Source organism: Streptomyces sp. CA-135486 (assembly GCF_050936555.1).
In the GTDB taxonomy this organism is placed as follows: Bacteria; Actinomycetota; Actinomycetes; order Streptomycetales; family Streptomycetaceae; genus Streptomyces.
In genome coordinates, this window is record NZ_JBNJMM010000001.1 from 3,517,767 (window position 1) to 3,536,375 (window position 18,609).

General features: G+C 70.0%; 13 protein-coding genes. 9 read left to right on the plus strand and 4 right to left on the minus strand.

Annotated elements, in window-relative coordinates; all coding sequences use genetic code 11:
- Nucleotides 1-95: 95 nt before the first annotated feature.
- A complete protein-coding gene (locus tag ACQEVG_RS15965; RefSeq protein ID WP_432983329.1) occupies nucleotides 96-1,628 on the plus strand; it encodes a phytoene desaturase family protein in 1,533 nt (510 codons plus the stop codon).
- An 83-nt stretch (nucleotides 1,629-1,711) separates the two neighbouring features.
- On the opposite strand, the gene ACQEVG_RS15970 is transcribed toward ACQEVG_RS15965, so the two are convergent.
- Nucleotides 1,712-3,502: a serine hydrolase gene (locus tag ACQEVG_RS15970; RefSeq protein WP_432983332.1), complete on the minus strand. Its 1,791-nt coding sequence runs from the start codon at nucleotides 3,500-3,502 to the stop codon at nucleotides 1,712-1,714.
- Nucleotides 3,503-3,651: 149 nt separating this feature from the next.
- Between ACQEVG_RS15970 and ACQEVG_RS15975 the strand changes: the two genes are divergently transcribed.
- The gene (locus ACQEVG_RS15975; RefSeq protein ID WP_432983335.1) at nucleotides 3,652-4,761 is read left to right on the plus strand and encodes an NAD(P)H-dependent flavin oxidoreductase; all 1,110 of its coding nucleotides are present in this window, start codon (nucleotides 3,652-3,654) and stop codon (nucleotides 4,759-4,761) included.
- Entirely contained in the window at nucleotides 4,758-6,329 is a 1,572-nt protein-coding gene (locus ACQEVG_RS15980) for an acyl-CoA synthetase (RefSeq protein WP_432983338.1), read from the plus strand. The genes ACQEVG_RS15975 and ACQEVG_RS15980 overlap by 4 nt, the downstream gene beginning before the upstream one ends.
- 40 nt (nucleotides 6,330-6,369) lie before the next feature.
- Here the strand turns inward: ACQEVG_RS15980 and ACQEVG_RS15985 are convergent, their stop codons facing one another.
- Nucleotides 6,370-8,757 carry a penicillin acylase family protein gene (locus ACQEVG_RS15985; RefSeq protein WP_432983341.1) on the minus strand — a complete coding sequence of 796 codons (2,388 nt, stop codon included), beginning with the start codon at nucleotides 8,755-8,757 and terminating at the stop codon, nucleotides 6,370-6,372.
- 127 nt (nucleotides 8,758-8,884) lie between these two features.
- Between ACQEVG_RS15985 and ACQEVG_RS15990 the strand changes: the two genes are divergently transcribed.
- Complete coding sequence (locus ACQEVG_RS15990) at nucleotides 8,885-10,381, plus strand: acyl-CoA synthetase (RefSeq protein ID WP_432983344.1); 1,497 nt, start codon at nucleotides 8,885-8,887, stop codon at nucleotides 10,379-10,381.
- Here ACQEVG_RS15990 and paaK read toward each other — a convergent pair.
- On the minus strand, nucleotides 10,368-11,654 hold the full coding sequence (gene paaK / locus ACQEVG_RS15995) for a phenylacetate--CoA ligase PaaK (protein ID WP_432983347.1): 1,287 nt from the start codon (nucleotides 11,652-11,654) through the stop codon (nucleotides 10,368-10,370). The genes ACQEVG_RS15990 and paaK overlap by 14 nt on opposite strands.
- A 302-nt stretch (nucleotides 11,655-11,956) precedes the next feature.
- Here paaK and ACQEVG_RS16000 point away from each other — a divergent pair, with 302 nt between their 5' ends.
- Entirely contained in the window at nucleotides 11,957-12,493 is a 537-nt protein-coding gene (locus ACQEVG_RS16000; protein WP_432983350.1) for a VOC family protein, read from the plus strand.
- A gap of 117 nt (nucleotides 12,494-12,610) precedes the next feature.
- Here the strand turns inward: ACQEVG_RS16000 and ACQEVG_RS16005 are convergent, their stop codons facing one another.
- Entirely contained in the window at nucleotides 12,611-14,233 is a 1,623-nt protein-coding gene (locus ACQEVG_RS16005) for an acyl-CoA synthetase (RefSeq protein ID WP_432983353.1), read from the minus strand.
- A 164-nt stretch (nucleotides 14,234-14,397) separates the two neighbouring features.
- Here ACQEVG_RS16005 and ACQEVG_RS16010 point away from each other — a divergent pair, with 164 nt between their 5' ends.
- The 4 genes from ACQEVG_RS16010 to ACQEVG_RS16025 all read left to right on the plus strand — a co-directional run bounded on the left by ACQEVG_RS16010 (nucleotide 14,398) and on the right by ACQEVG_RS16025 (nucleotide 18,591).
- Nucleotides 14,398-15,198: a crotonase/enoyl-CoA hydratase family protein gene (locus ACQEVG_RS16010; protein ID WP_432983356.1), complete on the plus strand. Its 801-nt coding sequence runs from the start codon at nucleotides 14,398-14,400 to the stop codon at nucleotides 15,196-15,198.
- 207 nt (nucleotides 15,199-15,405) lie between these two features.
- Nucleotides 15,406-16,383, plus strand: a complete 978-nt coding sequence (locus ACQEVG_RS16015) for a Zn-ribbon domain-containing OB-fold protein (protein WP_432983359.1) — start codon at nucleotides 15,406-15,408, stop codon at nucleotides 16,381-16,383.
- Nucleotides 16,380-17,432, plus strand: coding sequence for a thiolase domain-containing protein (locus tag ACQEVG_RS16020; protein WP_432983362.1), 1,053 nt, complete (start codon nucleotides 16,380-16,382; stop codon nucleotides 17,430-17,432). The genes ACQEVG_RS16015 and ACQEVG_RS16020 overlap by 4 nt, the downstream gene beginning before the upstream one ends.
- The gene (locus tag ACQEVG_RS16025; RefSeq protein ID WP_432983365.1) at nucleotides 17,425-18,591 is read left to right on the plus strand and encodes a thiolase domain-containing protein; all 1,167 of its coding nucleotides are present in this window, start codon (nucleotides 17,425-17,427) and stop codon (nucleotides 18,589-18,591) included. The genes ACQEVG_RS16020 and ACQEVG_RS16025 overlap by 8 nt, the downstream gene beginning before the upstream one ends.
- The last annotated feature ends 18 nt before the right edge of the window (nucleotides 18,592-18,609 follow it).

Genomic DNA, 18,609 nt, shown 5'->3' on the forward strand with positions numbered 1-18,609 from the left:
GCACTGTCCGGCCGATCAGGCCGAGGGGGTGCCTTCAGGATCCTGCCGGGCTCGCCCTGATCGACCGGACAGGACCAAGCAGTTAGGGTCCGGCCATGCCCGCACACACCTCGTACGACGTCGTGATCGTCGGCGGTGGCCACAACGGCCTGGTCGCCGCCGCATACCTCGCCCGCGCCGGACGCTCCGTCCTCGTCCTGGAACGCCGTGGAAACACCGGGGGAGCGGCCGTCTCCACCCGCCCCTTCGACGGGGTCGACGCCCGCCTCTCGCGCTATTCGTATCTCGTCTCGCTGCTGCCGGACAAGATCGTCCGCGAGCTGGGGCTGAACTTCGCCGTCCGCAAACGCACCATCTCCTCGTACACGCCGAAGGAAGACGGCGGACTGCTCGTCGGTGGACCGGGTACCCGCGAGTCGTTCGCCAGGCTCACCGGTGGGGAGCGGGAGTACGCGGCCTGGCAGGAGTTCTACGCAATGACCGGGCGGGTCGCCGAGCGGGTGTTCCCGACGCTGACCGAGCCACTGCCGACGCGCGAGGGGCTGCGTGCGCGTATCGACGACGAGAGGGCCTGGCGGACGCTCTTCGAGGAGCCTATCGGCGCGGCGATCGAGCAGCGGTTCGCCGACGATCTCGTACGGGGTGTGGTGCTGACCGACGCACTGATCGGCACCTTCGCCGACGCCGATGACCCCTCGCTGCTCCAGAACCGCTGCTTCCTCTACCACGTGATCGGCGGCGGGACGGGGGACTGGGACGTCCCGGTGGGCGGCATGGGCGCGCTGACCGACGCACTGGCGGGCGCGGCCAGGGCGGCGGGCGCCGAGATCGCGGTGCTGCACGAGGTGACCGGGATCGAGACAGACGGGGGGCGGGCAGAGGTCGGCTTCCGCTCCGACGGGGTGCTGGGCACGGTCGCGGCGGGCCAGGTGCTGGTGAACGCCTCGCCGCAGGAGCTGGCCGCACTGCTGGGCGAAGAGCCGCCGGCCCCCGCCGAGGGCGCCCAGCTCAAGGTCAATATGCTGCTGCGCCGACTGCCACGGCTGCGCGACCGAGCGGTCGACCCGCGCGATGCCTTCTCCGGAACGTTCCATGTCTCCGAGGGGTACGGGCAGTTGGCGACCGCCTACCGGGAGGCCGCCGAGGGGCGTCTGCCGAGCGCGCCGCCCTCGGAGATCTACTGCCACTCGCTGACCGACCCCTCGATCCTCGGCCCCGAACTGGTGGCCAAGGGCTACCAGACGCTCACGCTGTTCGGGCTGCACACCCCTGCCCGGCTGTTCGCCGACGACAACGACAAGGCGCGCGGCGAACTGCTGGCGGCCACCATCGCCGAGCTGGACGCCTACCTGGACGAGCCGATCGCCGACTGTCTCGCGCTCGACGAGCACGGCGAGCCGTGCATCGAGGCGAAGACGCCGCTTGACCTCGAACGGGAACTGCGCCTGCCCGGCGGCCATATCTTCCACCGCGATCTCGCCTTCCCGTACGCGACCGAGTCCACGGGGCGCTGGGGCGTCGAGACGGCGCATGCCAATGTGCTGCTGTGCGGGGCGGGCGCCGTCCGGGGCGGCGGGGTCAGTGGGGTGCCGGGGCACAACGCGGCGATGGCGGTGCTCGGCCACTGAGCCGGTGCGCGGCGGGTGCGGGTGCGCCTGCGGCGGGCCTTGCTCCACCTGGCCCCTTCCCGTAACTGGGGCTTCGCCCCAGTTCAGTCCCGCGACACCGCCCAGCCCTCCACCTCGATCAGGGCCGCGTCCGTGGGTCTCGACTCGTCGAAGACGGGACGGCCGCCGTCCTCGACCCGCAGCGCGTCCACATACACCCCGCGCCCGACATAGAGCTGGTCGGTCGCGTAACGCCAGCGCAGCCGCACCGTGGTGTCGCGCCACGCCGAGAGGTCCGCGGTGAGCCGGTGCCAGACCCGCCCGGACCAGCCGGTCGCGGTGCCCGCCGGGTGCGGCTGCGGCTCCGCCCCCTTGCGTACGGTCGTGAACGGCACCACCCGCCAGGTCGCCCCGTCGTCCGCCGACCCCTCCAGGAACAGGGCGTCCGAGCCCGGCTCGGTGTCCCACCACAGCGAGCAGCACAGCCGCGCACGCCCCGAGGTGAGGGCGAGCGGGGGCAGCGTGAGTGTGGCGGACGTCGAAGCGGCCATGCCGGAGAACCAGGCGGTGCGGCCGTGCTCGGGGCGGACGGCGACCGCGCGGGCCATGTTGTTGGCCGCGGCGACGCGCGGCGCACTGCCGGAGCGCCAACTGCGCACCGGATGCACGGAGTTGCCCAGCACGACCAGGAACGAGTCGGTGCTCGGGTCGAGGACCAGGCTGGTGCCGGTGAAGCCGGTGTGGCCCGCGGTGTGGGGCGTGGCCATCCCGCCCATGTACCAGTGCTGGTAGAGCTCGAAGCCGAGGCCGTGGTCATGACCGGGGAAGGCGGTGTTGAAGTCGGTGAACATCAGCTCCACGGACTCGGGTCGAAGGATCCGGGCCCGGCCGTACGAGCCGCCGTTCAGCAGCGTGCGTGCGAGGATCGCGAGGTCCCAGGCGCGCGAGAAGACGCCGGCGTGCCCCGCCACTCCGCCGAAGCTGTACGCGTTCTCGTCGTGCACCTCGCCCCAGACCAGGCCGCGGTCGAGGCCCGACCAGGGCAGCCTGGCGTCCTCGGTGGCGGCGATCTTCGGCTTCCAGGAAGCGGGCGGGTTGTAGCGAGTGCGGTGCATCCCGAGTGGAGCAGCGATCTCGTTGCGGAGCAGTACATCCAGAGGGTGACCGGTGATCTCCTCCAGGACCAGCTGCAGCGAGATCAGATTGAGGTCGGAGTACAGGTACCTGGTGCCGGGAGGGCCGGCCGGGGACTCGTTCCACAGCAGCCGGAGCTTTCCTTCCCGGGTCGGCTCCTTGTACAGCGGAATCCAGGCACGGAATCCCGAGGTGTGGGTCAGCAGCTGGCGCACGGTGATGTCCTGCTTGCCCGCGCCCCCAAATTCCGGGAGGTACGAGGCGACGGTGGCCGCCAGCTCCAACGCCCCGCGCTCGATCTGCTGCACGGCGAGAGTCGAGGTGAACAGTTTCGAGACGGACGCCAGATCGAAGACGGTGTCCTCGGCCATCGGGATCTGCTGCTCCGCCGGGAACTCCACGCCCGCGTCGGTCTTCTCGTCGTACGCCGCATAGCGCACCGCCTTGCCGATGGGCCGGTGCAGCGCCACGGTGCCGCCCCGCCCCGCCAGCAGCACGGCTCCCGCGTACCAGGGGTGCTTGGGGGAGGGGGTGAGGAACTTCTCGGCGTCGGCGACCAGTTGGTCGAGATGGCTCGGGATCAGCCCGGCCCGCTCGGCGGAGCCGCGCCGGAGTGTGGAACGGCCGCCGCCCGATGTTCCTGCCTGCGTCGCCGCGGAGGCACCCGGAATCGAACCGATCACCAGCGCACCTCCCAGGGCCAGGACGCCGCTGCCGAGTCGGCGCCGGCTGATCTCTCTGTCCGCCGAGTCCTCCGTCATCCTCACCCTCCCTGAAAGATTCCTTCGAACTCTTCCGCAACACGTGAAACTTTCTTACCGGCGGCAGGGGCCGTCAAGGCGGCAAAGAATCTGACACTGCATCAGAAAATCTCTTCCCTCGTCCGGCCCACTGCGGCATCCTGCGCCCCATGGAGACGGAGCTGAGCAAGAGACTGGGCGTCGAGCACGCCATCTTCGGCTTCACGCCCTTTCCGGCGGTGGCCGCCGCGATCACCCGGGCGGGAGGTTTCGGCGTCCTCGGCGCGGTCCGCTACACCGCCCCCGACGACCTCAAACGCGACCTCGACTGGATGCAGGAGCACACGGACGGCAAGCCCTACGGCCTCGACGTCGTCATGCCCGCCAAGAAGGTGGAGGGTGTGAGCGAGGCCGACATCGAGGCCATGATCCCGGCGGGGCACCGGCAGTTCGTCGAGGAGACCCTCGCCAAGCACGGCGTACCGCAGCTCCCCGAGGGCGCGGCCTCCGGCTGGCGCATCACCGGCTGGATGGAACAGGTGGCGCGCAGCCAGCTCGACGTCGCCTTCGACCACCCGATCAAGCTCCTCGCCAACGCCCTCGGCTCCCCGCCCATGGACGTCGTCCAGCGCGCCCACGACCAGGGCATCCTGGTCGCCGCCCTGGCCGGAAGCGCCAAGCACGCCCGCCGCCACGCCGAGGCGGGCATCGACATCGTCGTCGCACAGGGCTACGAGGCGGGCGGCCACACCGGCGAGATCGCCTCCATGGTGCTCACCCCGGAGGTCGTGGCGGCCGTGAGCCCGCTGCCCGTACTCGCCGCCGGCGGCATGGGCAGCGGCGAGCAGATCGCCGCCGGTCTCGCGCTCGGCGCCCAGGGCGTCTGGCTCGGCTCCCTGTGGCTCACCACCACCGAGGCGGACCTCCACTCGCGGGCCCTCACCGAAAGGCTGCTCGCGGCGGGTTCCGGGGACACCGTCCGCTCGCGCGCCCTGACCGGGAAGCCCGCCCGTCAGCTGCGCACCGAGTGGACGGACGCCTGGGACGACCCGAACGGGCCCGGCACCCTCCCGATGCCGCTCCAGGGACTGCTCGTCGCCGACGCCGTATCGCGTATCCAGAAGTACGAAGTCGGGGCGCTGCTCGGGACGCCCGTCGGGCAGATCGTCGGCCGGATGAACTCCGAGCGCAGTGTGCAGCAGGTCTTCGACGACCTCACACGCGGCTTCGAGCGTGCCGTGGACCGGATCAACCGCATCGACGGAAGGAGCCAGTCGTGAGTGAGCAGCCATCCTCCCGGACGCAGTCTGCGGGAGGCTTCTGGGCCCAGGCGACCGCCGACCCGGACCGGACGATCCTGATCGCTCCCGATGGCGAGAAGTGGACGGCCGGGCGGCTGCACGCCGCCGTGAACCAGCTCGTCCACGGCCTGCGCGCGGCGGGCCTGGAGAAGGGGGACGCCTTCGCGGTCGTCCTTCCCAATGGCGTCGAGTTCTTCACGGCCTATCTCGCCGCGTCCCAGGCCGGGTTCTATCTCGTCCCCGTCAACCACCACTTCATCGGCCCCGAGATCGCCTGGATCCTCTCCGACTCCGGAGCGGTGGTGCTCATCGCGCACGAGCGCTTCGCGGACGCCGCCACGGCCGCCGCCGACGAGGCGAAGCTGCCCGCGAGCCACCGCTACGCCGTGGGTGCGGTCGACGGATTCCGTCCGTACGCCGAACTCCTCGCCGGACAGCCTCGGTCCGCGCCCGACGACCGGACGCTCGGCTGGGTCATGAACTACACCTCGGGCACCACCGGCCGGCCGCGCGGCATCCGCCGTCCGCTGTCCGGCAAGCTCCCCGAGGAGGCCCACCTCGGCGGCTTCCTCGGCATCTTCGGCATCGGGCCCTTCGACGACAACGTCCATCTGGTCTGCTCGCCGCTCTACCACACCGCCGTACTCCAATTCGCGGGCGCCGCCCTGCACATCGGGCATCCGCTGGTGCTGATGGACAGGTGGACGCCCGAGGAGATGCTGCGCCTCATCGACGCGTACGGCTGCACCCATACGCACATGGTGCCGACGCAGTTCCACCGGCTGCTCGCGCTGCCCGACGCGGTCAAGGAGCGCTACGACGTCTCGTCCATGCGGCATGCCATCCATGGCGCGGCCCCCTGCCCCGACCATGTGAAGCGGGCGATGATCGACTGGTGGGGGAGCTGTGTCGAGGAGTACTACGCGGCGAGCGAGGGAGGCGGGGCGTTCGCGACCGCCGAGGACTGGCTGAAGAAGCCCGGCACCGTCGGCAAGGCCTGGCCCATCAGCGAGCTCGCCGTCTTCGACGACGACGGCAACAGGCTTCCGCCCGGCGAACTGGGCACCGTCTACATGAAGATGAGCACCGGCGGCTTCAGCTACCACAAGGACGAGGCCAAGACGGCGAAGAACCGCATCGGGGACTTCTTCACCGTGGGCGATCTCGGCATCCTCGACGAGGACGGCTATCTCTTCCTCCGCGACCGCAAGATCGACATGATCATCTCGGGCGGCGTCAATATCTACCCCGCCGAGATAGAGGCTGCCCTGCTGACCCATCCGTCCGTGGCCGACGCCGCTGCCTTCGGCATCCCGCACGCCGACTGGGGCGAGGAGGTCAAGGCGGTCGTCGAGCCCGCCGAGGGACACGAGCCGGACGCTGCGCTCGCGGCCGGCATTCTCGCCCACTGCGAGCGCCGACTGGCAGGCTACAAGCGCCCCAGGACGGTGGACTTCATCGAGGTCATGCCGCGCGACCCGAACGGCAAGCTCTACAAGCGGCGGCTGCGTGACCCCTACTGGGAAGGCCGCGAGCGCGCGATGTGAGCCCGGACAGCGCTCCGGCTGTCCGGGCCCCTGAACCGCGTCAGCCCCTGACCCACACCACCTTCAGTGCGGGCGAGCGCCAGATGTCCCGCTCGCAGTACCGGGACGGCACCCAGCGCTCGCCCGAGAACAGCTCGGTCTGGTCGCTGTAGTGCGGGGAATTGGGGTTCGACGACTGGGAGTACGTGAGCAGCGTGCGCGCCACCGGGCAGTGCCCGCCGTTCCAGCCGACCGCCTGGATATGGCTCGAACCCGTCACCACCTGGGTGTAGCCGACTGCCGGACTCCACACCGGCTCGACCTTGTTCCAGACGCCGAGACCCTCCGTGCCACCGGGGACCGGGATGCGCCTGTCGTTGCGTACGACGAACTGGTGCTCACCCAGCGGCGCGTCCAGTGGAATGTTGGCCGTACGCAGCTCGGCGACGGCATTGGTGAGCGCACGGGCGAAGCCGGGCGACGCGGTGTTCAGGGTGTTCGGCGTACGCACCGGATCGGCCGCCGAGAACGGCACCCTCCACAGCTCGGCCGGCGGGACCGACGCGGTCAGGCCCCGCCAGAACCGGTCGAAGAGGAGCGCGCCCCGGCTGTCGGTGTCCAAGGTCCGGTCCCACTGCGCCAGCACATCGCACGCCTTTCCCAGCTCGGCGCTCTTGTCGGACAGTGCCGCGCACGCCTTGGCCGTGTCGGCAGCGGCCAGATCCCCGGCGGGCACCCGGTTCGCGAACTGCTGCTTCTGCAGGTCGGCGACGGTCAGCCGGCCCTTGCCCACCATCGCGGCCACATCCTCGATGCCGCCTCGGGTGCGCAGCGAGCGAGGGGTGCCGATCGACCCGAAGACCCGCTCGTAGCCGGTGATCGGCCGGTCGGCGTTGGCCAGCCAGGCGCTGTCGTTGGAGTTCTCCGCGTACGGAGCGTCCTTGAGCGTCGGCATCTTCGACGGGCCGAAGATGCCGGGCTGCACGGCGTCCTCGTCCAAGCCCAGCGCGCAGTCTCCGCGCGATCCGTCCAGCACGGCCACGCCCGACGCCGGATACGTCACCCTGCCCAGCGGGGTCGAGCAGCGCTGCGCAAGCTCGTCGGTGATCCTCGGCAGCACCTGCGACTGGGTGAAGAGCGTGTGGCCCTTGGAGTCGGCGGCGATCGTGTTGATCCAGGGCAGCCCCTGGGTGCGCCGCAGCGCCCGCACCACGTCGTCGGTGGAGCGGGACCTGCCGAAGGCGAGCGCGGTGTCGGAGGAGCGCAGATTCGACGCGTTGGGGTCATTGAGGGCGTACGCCGTCGTGGCCGACCAGGGCAGCGGCAGCGTCGGGCCGACAGAGGTGACGACCGGCCCGTACCGCGTCCACCACTGGGTACGGGTCACGGGCGGCCCGTCCTTGACCTGGACGGTGACGGTCCGCCTCGTCATCCGCTCCGGCCTGCCGTCCACCAGATACGCGGTGGGATCGGCCGGAGCCAGCGTCAGCTGATGCAGATTCAGGGTCACGCCGGTGGCGACGGTATGGCTCCACGCCACTTTGTCGTTGAAGCCGATGCTGACCACGGCGGTGCCGAGCAGCGAGGCGCCCGAGACATTCAGCTCGCCGGGGATGGTCTGCTGCGACTGCCAGAAGCGGCGGCCGCCCTGCCACGGATAGTGAGGGTTGCCGAGCAGCAGACCCCGGCCGTCCGCAGTTGTACTGCCGCTGAACGCCACGGCATTGGAGCCCATGTCGGCGTTCTCGGCGGCGAACAGTTCACTCGCGGCCTTCGCCGTCGACGCCGCGTCGGGCGCGCCGACCGGTGCCTGGCCCGGCGGCTGCGCCGCGGTGATGCCGTCGATGCCCCGACCCTGACCGCCGAGCACCGAGACGGCGAAGCCGCGCCTGGCCACGTCCAGCGTGGTCACCGGATCCACCCAGTCGGCGTTCTTGCAGGCAGGATCGGTGATGGGGCGCTGCTTCAGCCAGGCGTTGTAGCCGGCGGCCCAGCCCCGCATCAGCTCCTTGACATGCCGTCCTGGACCGGCCGGTGCAGGTGTGGCCAGCAGCTTCTCGACGGTGCCCGCGTCGCGTACGCCGCGGAAGTACAGATCACTGGAGAGATTCTTCGTCGCCGAGGAGAGCGAGCCGTCGGGGGCCGCGTCGGGGCCGAAGTAGCGCGAGCGCTCGCCGCGCACCGTGACGAAGCCGTCGGCGAGGACGCACACCTGGTCGGCTGCCTGCGCCCAGCCGGTGCCGAAGCCGAGACCCGCGTAGTCGTTCGCGACGATGTGTGGAATTCCGTACTCGGTGTAGCGGATGACGGCGGACAGACCACCGCCGGAAGGGTGCCGGTCGTGCCGGTCAGGGAAATCGGCGGCCGCGGCCGGCGGCAGCGCGGACGTGGCAGTCACCAGGGCTATGCCGGTGAGCGCGAGCCGTCTCAGGCGGGTGCGGAAGAGCAACGTGCCTCCCAATGGGACTGCAGAGAAAGAGAGTTGGTCCATGCATTCAGCCGAGAGGAGTGGTGTCAACATTCCGTTCGGTATCCGGGTACTTGACCCTCAGGTCGCCGCCGCACAGGATCGCGCCATGACCGGTGTACGCAACAGCACAGTCGACGGCATCGTGCGGCGCAGCGCCCGGCGCACCCCGGACCGCACCGCCGTGCGGTACGCGGACCGGGCCTGGACCTACGCCGAGCTGGACTCAGCCGTCTCCACCGCGGCCGCCGAGCTCATCGGGAACGGTCTGGAGTACGGCGACCGGGTGGCGGCCTACGGCCACAACTCGGACGTGTATCTGATCGCCTTCCTCGCCTGCGCGCGGGCCGGACTGGTCCATGTGCCGGTCAATCAGAACCTCACCGGTGACGACCTGGCGTACATCCTTCAGGACTCGGCCAGCGCGCTGGTGCTCGCGGATCCCGATCTCGCGGGCCGGGTCCCCGAGGGCTTTGCCGTGCGCCCGCTGCGCGGGGCGGACGACTCGCTGCTCGCCGCGCTGGACACCCCACGCCCGTACGACCCGGACCGGGACGCGCGAGAAGTGGTGCAGTTTCTCTATACGTCCGGCACCACCGCCCTGCCCAAAGGCGCGATGATGACGCATCGCGCGCTCGTCCACGAGTACGTCAGCGCCATCACCGCGCTGGATCTCAACGAGTCCGACCGGCCCATCCACTCGCTGCCGCTGTACCACTCGGCGCAGATGCATGTGTTCCTGCTGCCGTATCTCGCGGTCGGCGCGGAGAACATCATCATCGACGGGCCGGACGCGGCGAGGATCTTCGATCTGGTGGAGGCGGGGAAGGCGGACAGTCTCTTTGCGCCGCCCACGGTCTGGATCGGACTGTCCAACCATCCCGACTTCGCCACCCGCGAGCTGGGCGGACTGCGCAAGGCGTATTACGGGGCGTCGATCATGCCCGTACCGGTACTGGAGCGACTGGGTGCACGGCTGCCCGGCCTGGCCTTCTACAACTGCTTCGGGCAGAGCGAGATCGGTCCGCTGGCTACCGTGCTGGGACCGGACGAGCACGAGGGACGGATGGATTCCTGTGGCCGACCCGTACTCTTCGTGGAGGCGAAGGTCGTCGACGAGAACGGCGACGAGGTCCCGGACGGGAGGGCGGGCGAAGTCGTCTACCGCTCACCGCAGTTGTGCGAGGGCTACTGGCACAAGCCGGCCGAGACCAAAGACGCCTTCCGCGACGGCTGGTTCCGCTCCGGCGACCTCGCCGTCCGCGACGCCGAGGGGTACTACACCGTCGTCGACCGGGTGAAGGACGTCATCAACTCCGGGGGAGTGCTGGTCGCTTCACGGCAGGTCGAGGACGCCCTCTACACCCATCCCGCGGTCGCCGAGACCGCCGTCATCGGCCTGCCGGACGACCGCTGGATCGAGGCGGTCACCGCCGTCGTCGTCCCGCGAGGTGAGGTGACGGAAGCCGAGCTGATCGACCACGCGCGCGAGAAACTCGCCCACTTCAAGGCCCCCAAGCGGGTCCTGTTCGTGGACGAGCTGCCGCGCAACGCCAGCGGAAAGATCCTCAAGCGTGAGCTGAGGGACCGCTTCACTTCGTCCTGAGATCCACGATCCGTTTGATCTTGCCCACCGACCGCTCCAGGGTCTCGGGGTCCACCACCTCGACCGCGACCGACACCCCGATGCCGTCCTTCACGGCCGCCGCGATCGCCCGCGCGGCGGCCTCCCGCTGGTCGGACGTCGCCTCCGCGCGCGCCTCGGCCCGCACCGTGAGCGCGTCGAGGCGGCCCTCGCGGGTCAGCCGCAGCTGGAAGTGCGGCGCTACATGCGCCGTACGCAGCACGATCTCCTCGATCTGGGTGGGGAAGAGATTGACACCGCGCAGGATCACCATGTCGTCGCTGCGCCCGGTCACCTTCTCCATCCGCCGGAACACCCGGGCCGTGCCCGGCAGCAGCCGCGTCAGGTCCCGCGTCCGGTAACGGATCACGGGCATGGCCTCCTTGGTGAGCGAGGTGAAGACCAGCTCGCCGTGCTCGCCGTCCGGCAGCACCTCGCCGGTGAACGGATCGACGACCTCCGGATAGAAATGGTCCTCCCAGATGTGCAGCCCGTCCTTGGTCTCCACACACTCCTGCGCCACGCCGGGGCCGATGACCTCGGACAGCCCGTATATGTCGACGGCGTCGATCGCGAACCGCTCCTCGATCTCGCGACGCATCTCCTCGGTCCACGGCTCGGCCCCGAAGATGCCGACCTCGAGGGACGTCGAACGCGGATCGACGCCCTGCCGCTCGAACTCGTCGAGCAGCGTGAGCATGTACGAGGGTGTCACCATGATGATCTCGGGGCGGAAGTCCTGGATCAGCTGCACCTGACGGGCGGTCATGCCGCCGGAGGCCGGGATGACCGTGCAGCCGAGCCGCTCCGCGCCGTAGTGCGCGCCGAGACCGCCCGTGAACAGCCCGTATCCGTAGGCCACATGGACCTTGTGGCCCGGCCGGCCGCCGGCCGCGCGGATCGAGCGGGCCACGACATCCGCCCACATGTCCAGATCGCGCTCGGTGTAGCCGACGACGGTGGGCCGGCCCGTGGTCCCGCTGGAGGCATGGATCCGCCGCACCTCGGTCTGGTCCACGGCGAACATCCCGAACGGGTAGTTGTCCCGCAGATCGGCCTTGGCGGTGAAGGGGAACCGGGCGAGATCGGCGAGCGTGCGGCAGTCCTCGGGACGCAGCCCCGCCTCGTCGAAGGACTGCCGGTAGAAGCCGACGTTCTCGTACGCATGGCGCAGGGTCGCCCGCAGCCGCTCGAGCTGCAGCGCCTCGAGCTCCTCGCGACTGAGTCGCTCCGCCGCGTCCAGCAGGTCCGCCATCTTGATACTCCCGTCCCAAACCGGACGACCGATCATTCGGTCGTGGTGCCCCGGGATCAGTAATCCAGGATCTTCCGTCTCCTGGCAAGAGGTCGGTTCCCGCAATCAGGGCTCGTGAATGCCGAGCGCGTCACCGGCGGCCGACGCCATGCCCCGGCTCGCACCATGCGCTCTCGGCCTACCTACTGGTACGTACGGACGATTACCGCACTCCCGTCGGGACGGGCCGTGATCGAGGGGGGATGATGCGAGATAGAAGTTGAAATCCGCAAATATTTTCGCAGCCCGAAAAGGAGTCCGCCATGCCCCAGCCCGAGGGAGCCGAGCTCGACGCCGTCCACGCCCGTAGGGAGGAGCTGCGGCGGCGCCATCTGCGCCCGATGTCCGACCGGCCGCCGACCGCCGCCCGTGGCGTCCACCATGTCGCCTTCATCTGTCGCGACGTCGAGGAGACCATCCGCTTCTACCAGGACTTTCTCGGCTTCCCGCTGGTCGAGATCGTCGAGAACCGCGACTACCGCGGCTCCACCCATTTCTTCTTCGACATCGGCCACGGCAATCTGCTGGGCTTCTTCGACTTCCCGGGCCATGAGCACCCGCCGATCAAGGAGACGATCGGCGGGGTGCAGCATCTCGCCCTGTCGGTGGGCGCCGCGGAGTTCGATGCGGCTCGCAAGGCGCTGGACGAGGCGGGCATCGAATACCTCGGACCCGACCGCGGGGTCGAGGACAGCCTGTACATCCGTGACCCCAACGGCGTCCCACTGGAGCTCTACCGGGAGCGGCTCGGCATTTTCGAAGGTGAGCCCATCCTCAGCCGGACGGACGGCGAGGACTGAGGCCGACGGCTCGGTCAATGCGCCCCCGTCTCGTACGATCAACCCCGATCCGTCTGCGGCGACTGACCCGGGTTCGCGCGTCCGGGAACCTTGGGTGCGCGACGACGGGTCGGAAGGTCATTGCGGGGCCGACTCCACCGCGACCGTCCGTGCCCAGCGGTAGTCCGCCTTGCCGCTCGGTGAACGCTGGATCTCCTGCGCGATCACCAGCTGCCGGGGGATCTTGTACCCCGCCAGCCGGGTGCGGCAATGCGTCTGGATGTCGTCGAGGGTCGGCGTGAGCGCGCCCTCGCGCAGCTGCACCACGGCCGCCACATGGTTGCCCCACCTGGTGTCCGGCACCCCGGCGACCAGCGCGTCGTACACATCCGGATGCGACTTGAGCGCCTGCTCCACCTCCTCCGGATACACCTTCTCGCCACCGGTGTTGATGCACTGCGAGCCGCGGCCCAGAACGGTGACGATGCCCTCCTCGTCGACCGTCGCCATGTCGCCGAGCAGCACCCACCGCTCGTCGCCGCGCTGGAAGAAGGTCTCGGCGGTCTTCTTGGGGTCGTTGTAGTAGCCGAGCGGGACGTGTCCGCGCTGGGCGATGCGGCCCGGCTCGCCCGGCTTCACCGGTTCGTACGTCGCCGGGTCCACCACCGCCGTACGGGCGTTGACCCGCAGTCTGAAGCCCTTCTCCGGTCCTGAGTCGTCGGTCGCGGTGCCGTTGAAGCCGGACTCCGACGAGCCGAAGTTGTTCAGCAGCATCACATGCGGCACCAGCGCCGTGAACTGCGCCCGCACCGTCTCCGACATGATCGCGCCGGACGACGACACACTGAACAGGGAGGAGCAGTCGGCCGCCTTCATCGGCCCGGACAGCGCGTCGATCAGCGGCCGCAGCATCGCGTCGCCGACCACCGACACGCTGGTGACCTTCTCCTTCTCGATCGTACGGAGCACCTCTTCGGGCACGAACTTGCGGTGGACGACGATCCGTTGGCCGAAGTTGAAGCCGATGAACGTGGTGAGGGTGGAGGTGCCGTGCATCAGAGGCGGAGTGGGGAAGAAGGTGATGCCGTCGCCGCCCGCGGCCACCCGCTCGGCGAGCTCCTCGGGTGCCGCCACCGGCTCGCCGGTGGGCGCGCCGCCGCCGAGCCCGGAGAAGAACAGGTCTTCCTGGCGCCACATCACACCCTTGGGCATACCGGTGGTGCCCCCGGTGTAGATGATGAACTGGTCGTCGGCGGAGCGCGCCCCGAAGCCGCGCTCGGGCGGGGCGAGGGCCTCGGCCTCGGTGAAGGGGGCGGCGTCGAGCTGCGGCGATCCGTCCGGCGGCGTGCCGACCCGCACCAGATGCCGGAGTTTCTCGGTCTTCGGCAGCGCGGCCGCGACCCGCTCGGTGAACTCCGCGTCGAAGACGAGCGCGGCGAGATCGGCGTCGCGGTAGAGGTAGACCAGCTCCTCCTCCACATACCGGTAGTTGACGTTGACCGGCACGATCCGTGCCTTCAGACAGCCGAGCAGGGTCTGCAGATACTCGACGCCGTTGTAGAGATGCAGGCCGAGATGCTCGCCGGGCTCGATGCCTGCCCCGATGAGATGGTGTGCGACGCGATTGGCCGCGGCGTCGAGTTCGGCGTAGCTGAGCCGGCGCTCCGCGCCCGTGCCGGGATGGTCGATGTACACGAGCGCCTCGCGGTCCGGGACCACGTCGACGACCGACTCGAACAGGTCGGCAAGGTTGTACTCCACCGTTCCTCCTGACCGCGGCCCGACTGGCTCGCCGGTCATTAGAGCGCCGGGGCGTGCAACTGGGAAGAGGTGACGCGGAAGAATCTGACTGACTGTCAGAAAACTATTGAACTGGGCCCTCGCCTACTGCAACCTGTTCTAGGTCTGAAGACGGGAGGACAGCCATGGGTGGCACGGAACACCTCACCGTGCAGCGCGAAGGCGCCACGTTGGTGCTCACTTTGAACAGGCCGGAAGCGAAGAACGCACTCTCACTGCCGATGCTGGTCGGTCTGTACGACGGCTGGCTGGAGGCGGACGAGGACGACGGGATCCGCTCCATCGTGCTGACGGGAGCAGGCGGCTCCTTCTGTGCCGGCATGGATCTCAAAGCCCTGGCGGGCAACGGGATGGAGGGAGAGCAGTACCGGGACCGGCTGAAGGCCGACCCCGATCTGCACTGGAAGGCCATGCTGCGCCACCACCGCCCCCGCAAACCGGTGATCGCCGCCGTCGAGGGCCACTGCGTGGCGGGCGGGACCGAGATCCTCCAGGGCACCGACATCAGGGTCGCGGGCGAGAGCGCCACGTTCGGCCTCTTCGAGGTCAGACGCGGGCTCTTCCCGATCGGCGGCTCGACCGTACGGCTGCAGCGCCAGATTCCCCGTACGCACGCCCTGGAAATGCTGCTCACCGGCCGCCCGTACAGCGCGTCGGAAGCGCGGGACATCGGGCTCGTCGGCCATGTCGTCCCCGACGGCACCGCGCTGGAGAAGGCGCTCGCCGTCGCGGAGCAGATCAACGCCTGCGGGCCGCTGGCCGTCGAGGCGGTGAAGGCGTCGGTGTACGAGACGGCGGAGATGACCGAGACGGAGGGGCTGGCGGCGGAACTCGAACGGGGGTGGCCGGTCTTTGACACGGCGGATGCGAAGGAGGGGGCGCGCGCGTTCGCGGAGAAACGGGGGGCGGTGTATCGCCGGGGGTGAGTTTCCCCTACCCGCCCCTTCCCGACTGTGACAATGTGCGGCTCCGCCGCGTGGGGGGATCCGCCCCGACCCTCCCCCGACGCCCTGGCGGGCGTGGAGGGACCCCCACGCCTCAATCGCCGGCGGGGCTCAGTTCGAGCCCGCCGGGGACAGCCCCGCGCAGCGGCCCCTCCGCACCCCCGCCGACCCCCAGAAGGAGCGCCGCCCATGCCCCCCGCCCCACACGCGCTGACCGCACCCCTCGTCGTGGAGTTTCCCTTCACCCGCTCCCTCGGCCCCGTCCAGTCCGACTTCCTCACCGGGCTGCGCCAGCGCACCGTCCTCGGCGTGCGGACCAGCGACGGCAAGGTCCTCGTACCACCCGTCGAGTACGACCCCGTCACCGCCGAGGAGATCCGCGATCTGGTCGAGGTCGCCACCACCGGAACCGTCACCACCTGGGCATGGAACCCCGGCCCGCGCCGCGACCAGCCGCTGGCGACGCCCTTTGCCTGGGTGCTGGTGAGACTCGACGGCGCCGACACGTCGCTCCTCCATGTCCTCGACGCACCGGGCCCCGAGGACGTACGCAGCGGCATGCGCGTCCGTATCCGCTGGGCCGAGGAGCGCACCGGAGCCATCACCGACATCGCCTGTTTCGAGCCCTACGACGCAGACCTGGACGAGGGGAAGCCGGCCACTGACGTCACCCGGCACAGCGGCGAGTTCGCCGACGCGGTGACCGGCATCGTCGCCCCCGCCCGGCTCGACTACACCTATTCGCCCGGCCGCGCCCAGGCCGGCTACATCCATGCCCTCTCCGAGCGCAGGACCGTCGGCGAGCGCTGCCCCTCCTGCCGGAAGGTCTATGTGCCGCCCCGCGGTGCCTGCCCCACCTGCGGCGTCGCCACCGACGAGCAGGTCGAGGTCGGCCCGCGCGGCACCGTCACCACGTACTGCATCGTCAACATCAAGGCTGCGCACACGGCGAATCTCGACATCGAGGTGCCGTACGTCTACGCGCACATCGCCCTCGACGGCGCGGATCTCGCCCTGCACGGCCGTATCGGCGGCATCCCCTACGACCAGGTGCGGCTGGGGCTGCGCGTCGAACCGGTGTGGAGCGAGGACGGCCGCCATCCGGACCACTACCGGCCCACCGGCGAGCCCGACGCCGAATACGACACGTACAAGGAGCTCCTGTGACCCGAGACGTGGCGATCGTCGCCTTCGCGCAGACCGACCATCTGCGGCGCACCGACGAGCTCTCCGAGGTCGAGATGCTGATGCCGGTGCTGCACGAGGTGCTGCGCCGGACCGGCCTGCAGACCAGCGACATCGGCTTCACCTGCTCCGGTTCCAGCGACTATCTCGCCGGACGGGCCTTCTCCTTCACCATGGCGCTGGACGGCGTCGGCGCCTGGCCGCCGATCTCCGAGTCCCATGTCGAGATGGACGGCGCCTGGGCCCTCTACGAGGCCTGGGTGAAGATCCTCACGGGTGAGGCCGACACCGCGCTCGTCTACTCCTACGGGAAGTCCTCGCCCGGTGCGGTACGGGATGTGCTGACCCGGCAGCTCGACCCCTACTACGTAGCACCGCTGTGGCCCGACTCGGTGGCGCTCGCCGCCCTGCAGGCCCAGGCGCTGATCGACGCGGGCGCCACCGACGAACCCGCTCTCGCGACGATCGCGGCCCGCAGCCGTGACGCGGCGACCGCCAACCCTCATGCGCAGCTGGCGGGTTCGCGGCCGCAGGGCGACTATCTCGTCCAGCCGCTGCGCACCGGCGACTGCCCGCCCATCGGCGACGGCGCGGCCGCTGTGATCCTCGCGGCCGGCGACAGGGCCCGCGAGCTGTGCGAGCGGCCCGCCTGGATCCGGGGCATCGACCACCGCATCGAGGCGCACAGCCTCGGCGTGCGGGATCTCACCGACTCGCCGTCGACCCGGCTCGCCGCCGAGCGCGCGGGAGCCTTCGAACGGCCCGTGGACACGGCGGAGTTGCATGCGCCCTTCACCTCGCAGGAGGTCGTCCTGCGCAAGGCGCTGAAGCTGGGCGACGACGTCACGGTCAATCCCTCAGGCGGCGCACTCGCCGCCAACCCGGTCATGGCGGCCGGCCTGATCCGTCTCGGCGAGGCCGCCGCCCGCATCCATGGCGGCGCGTCGGACCGGGCGCTCGCGCACGCCACCTCCGGCCCCTGCCTCCAGCAGAACCTGGTCGCCGTTTTCGAAGGAGAGGCCCGTGAGTAAAGAGCCCGTGGCCGTCGTCGGCATCGGCCAGACCAAGCACGTAGCCGCCCGCCGGGATGTCTCCATCGCGGGCCTGGTTCGCGAAGCGGCCCAAAGTGCACTGGAAGACGCCCAGTTGAACTGGCCGGACATCGACGCCGTCGTCATCGGGAAGGCCCCCGACTTCTTCGAGGGCCTGATGATGCCGGAGCTCTATCTCGCCGACGCGCTGGGAGCGGTCGGCAAGCCGATGCTGCGCGTCCATACCGCGGGCTCGGTCGGCGGCTCCACCGCCCTCGTCGCCTCCAACCTCGTCGCATCGCGCGTCCACCGCACCGTCCTCACCCTCGCCTTCGAGAAACAGTCCGAATCCAACGCCATGTGGGGCCTGTCCCTGCCGGTCCCGTTCCAGCAGCCGCTGCTTGCCGGCGCGGGCGGCTTCTTCGCCCCGCACATACGGGCGTACATGCGCCGCACCGGCGCGCCGGACACCGTCGGCTCACTCGTCGCGTACAAGGACCGCCGCAACGCCCTGAAGAATCCGTACGCCCATCTCCACGAGCACGGCATCACGCTGGAGAGGGTGCAGGCGTCACCGATGCTCTGGGACCCGATCCGCTACTCCGAGACCTGCCCGTCCTCGGACGGCGCGTGCGCGATGATCCTCACCGACCGTGCGGGCGCGGCCCGTTCACCGCAGCCGCCCGCCTGGATGCACGGCGGCGCGATGCGCAGCGAGCCCACGATGTTCGCGGGCAAGGACTTTGTGTCCCCGCGGGCCGGCAAGGACTGCGCGGCCGACGTCTACCGGCAGGCGGGCATAGCCGATCCGCGCCGGGAGATCGACGTGGTGGAGATGTATGTTCCGTTCTCCTGGTACGAGCCGATGTGGCTGGAGAACCTGGGCTTCGCCGCCGAGGGGGAGGGCTGGAAGCTCACCGAGTCCGGTGTGACCGAACTCGACGGCGATCTGCCCGTGAATCCGTCGGGCGGGGTGCTGTCCACCAACCCCATCGGGGCCTCCGGCCTGATCCGGTTCGCCGAGGCGGCCCTCCAGGTGCGCGGCCGGGCGGGCGAACACCAGGTGGCGGGGGCCCGCAAGGCGCTGGGCCACGCCTATGGCGGCGGGTCGCAGTTCTTCTCCATGTGGCTGGTCGGCGCCGAGCCGCCCACCACTTGATCGACCGGTGTACGGCGC

Bases quoted from the DNA above. Each gene is read 5' to 3' on its own strand.
- ACQEVG_RS16015 (WP_432983359.1), top strand. From the start codon at position 15,406: ATGCCCCCCGCCCCACACGCGCTGACCGCACCCCTCGTCGTGGAGTTT.
- ACQEVG_RS15990 (WP_432983344.1), top strand. From the start codon at position 8,885: ATGACCGGTGTACGCAACAGCACAGTCGACGGCATCGTGCGGCGCAGC.
- paaK (WP_432983347.1), bottom strand. From the start codon at position 11,654: ATGGCGGACCTGCTGGACGCGGCGGAGCGACTCAGTCGCGAGGAGCTC.
- ACQEVG_RS16000 (WP_432983350.1), top strand. From the start codon at position 11,957: ATGCCCCAGCCCGAGGGAGCCGAGCTCGACGCCGTCCACGCCCGTAGG.
- ACQEVG_RS15975 (WP_432983335.1), top strand. From the start codon at position 3,652: ATGGAGACGGAGCTGAGCAAGAGACTGGGCGTCGAGCACGCCATCTTC.
- ACQEVG_RS15970 (WP_432983332.1), bottom strand. From the start codon at position 3,502: ATGACGGAGGACTCGGCGGACAGAGAGATCAGCCGGCGCCGACTCGGC.
- ACQEVG_RS16010 (WP_432983356.1), top strand. From the start codon at position 14,398: ATGGGTGGCACGGAACACCTCACCGTGCAGCGCGAAGGCGCCACGTTG.
- ACQEVG_RS15965 (WP_432983329.1), top strand. From the start codon at position 96: ATGCCCGCACACACCTCGTACGACGTCGTGATCGTCGGCGGTGGCCAC.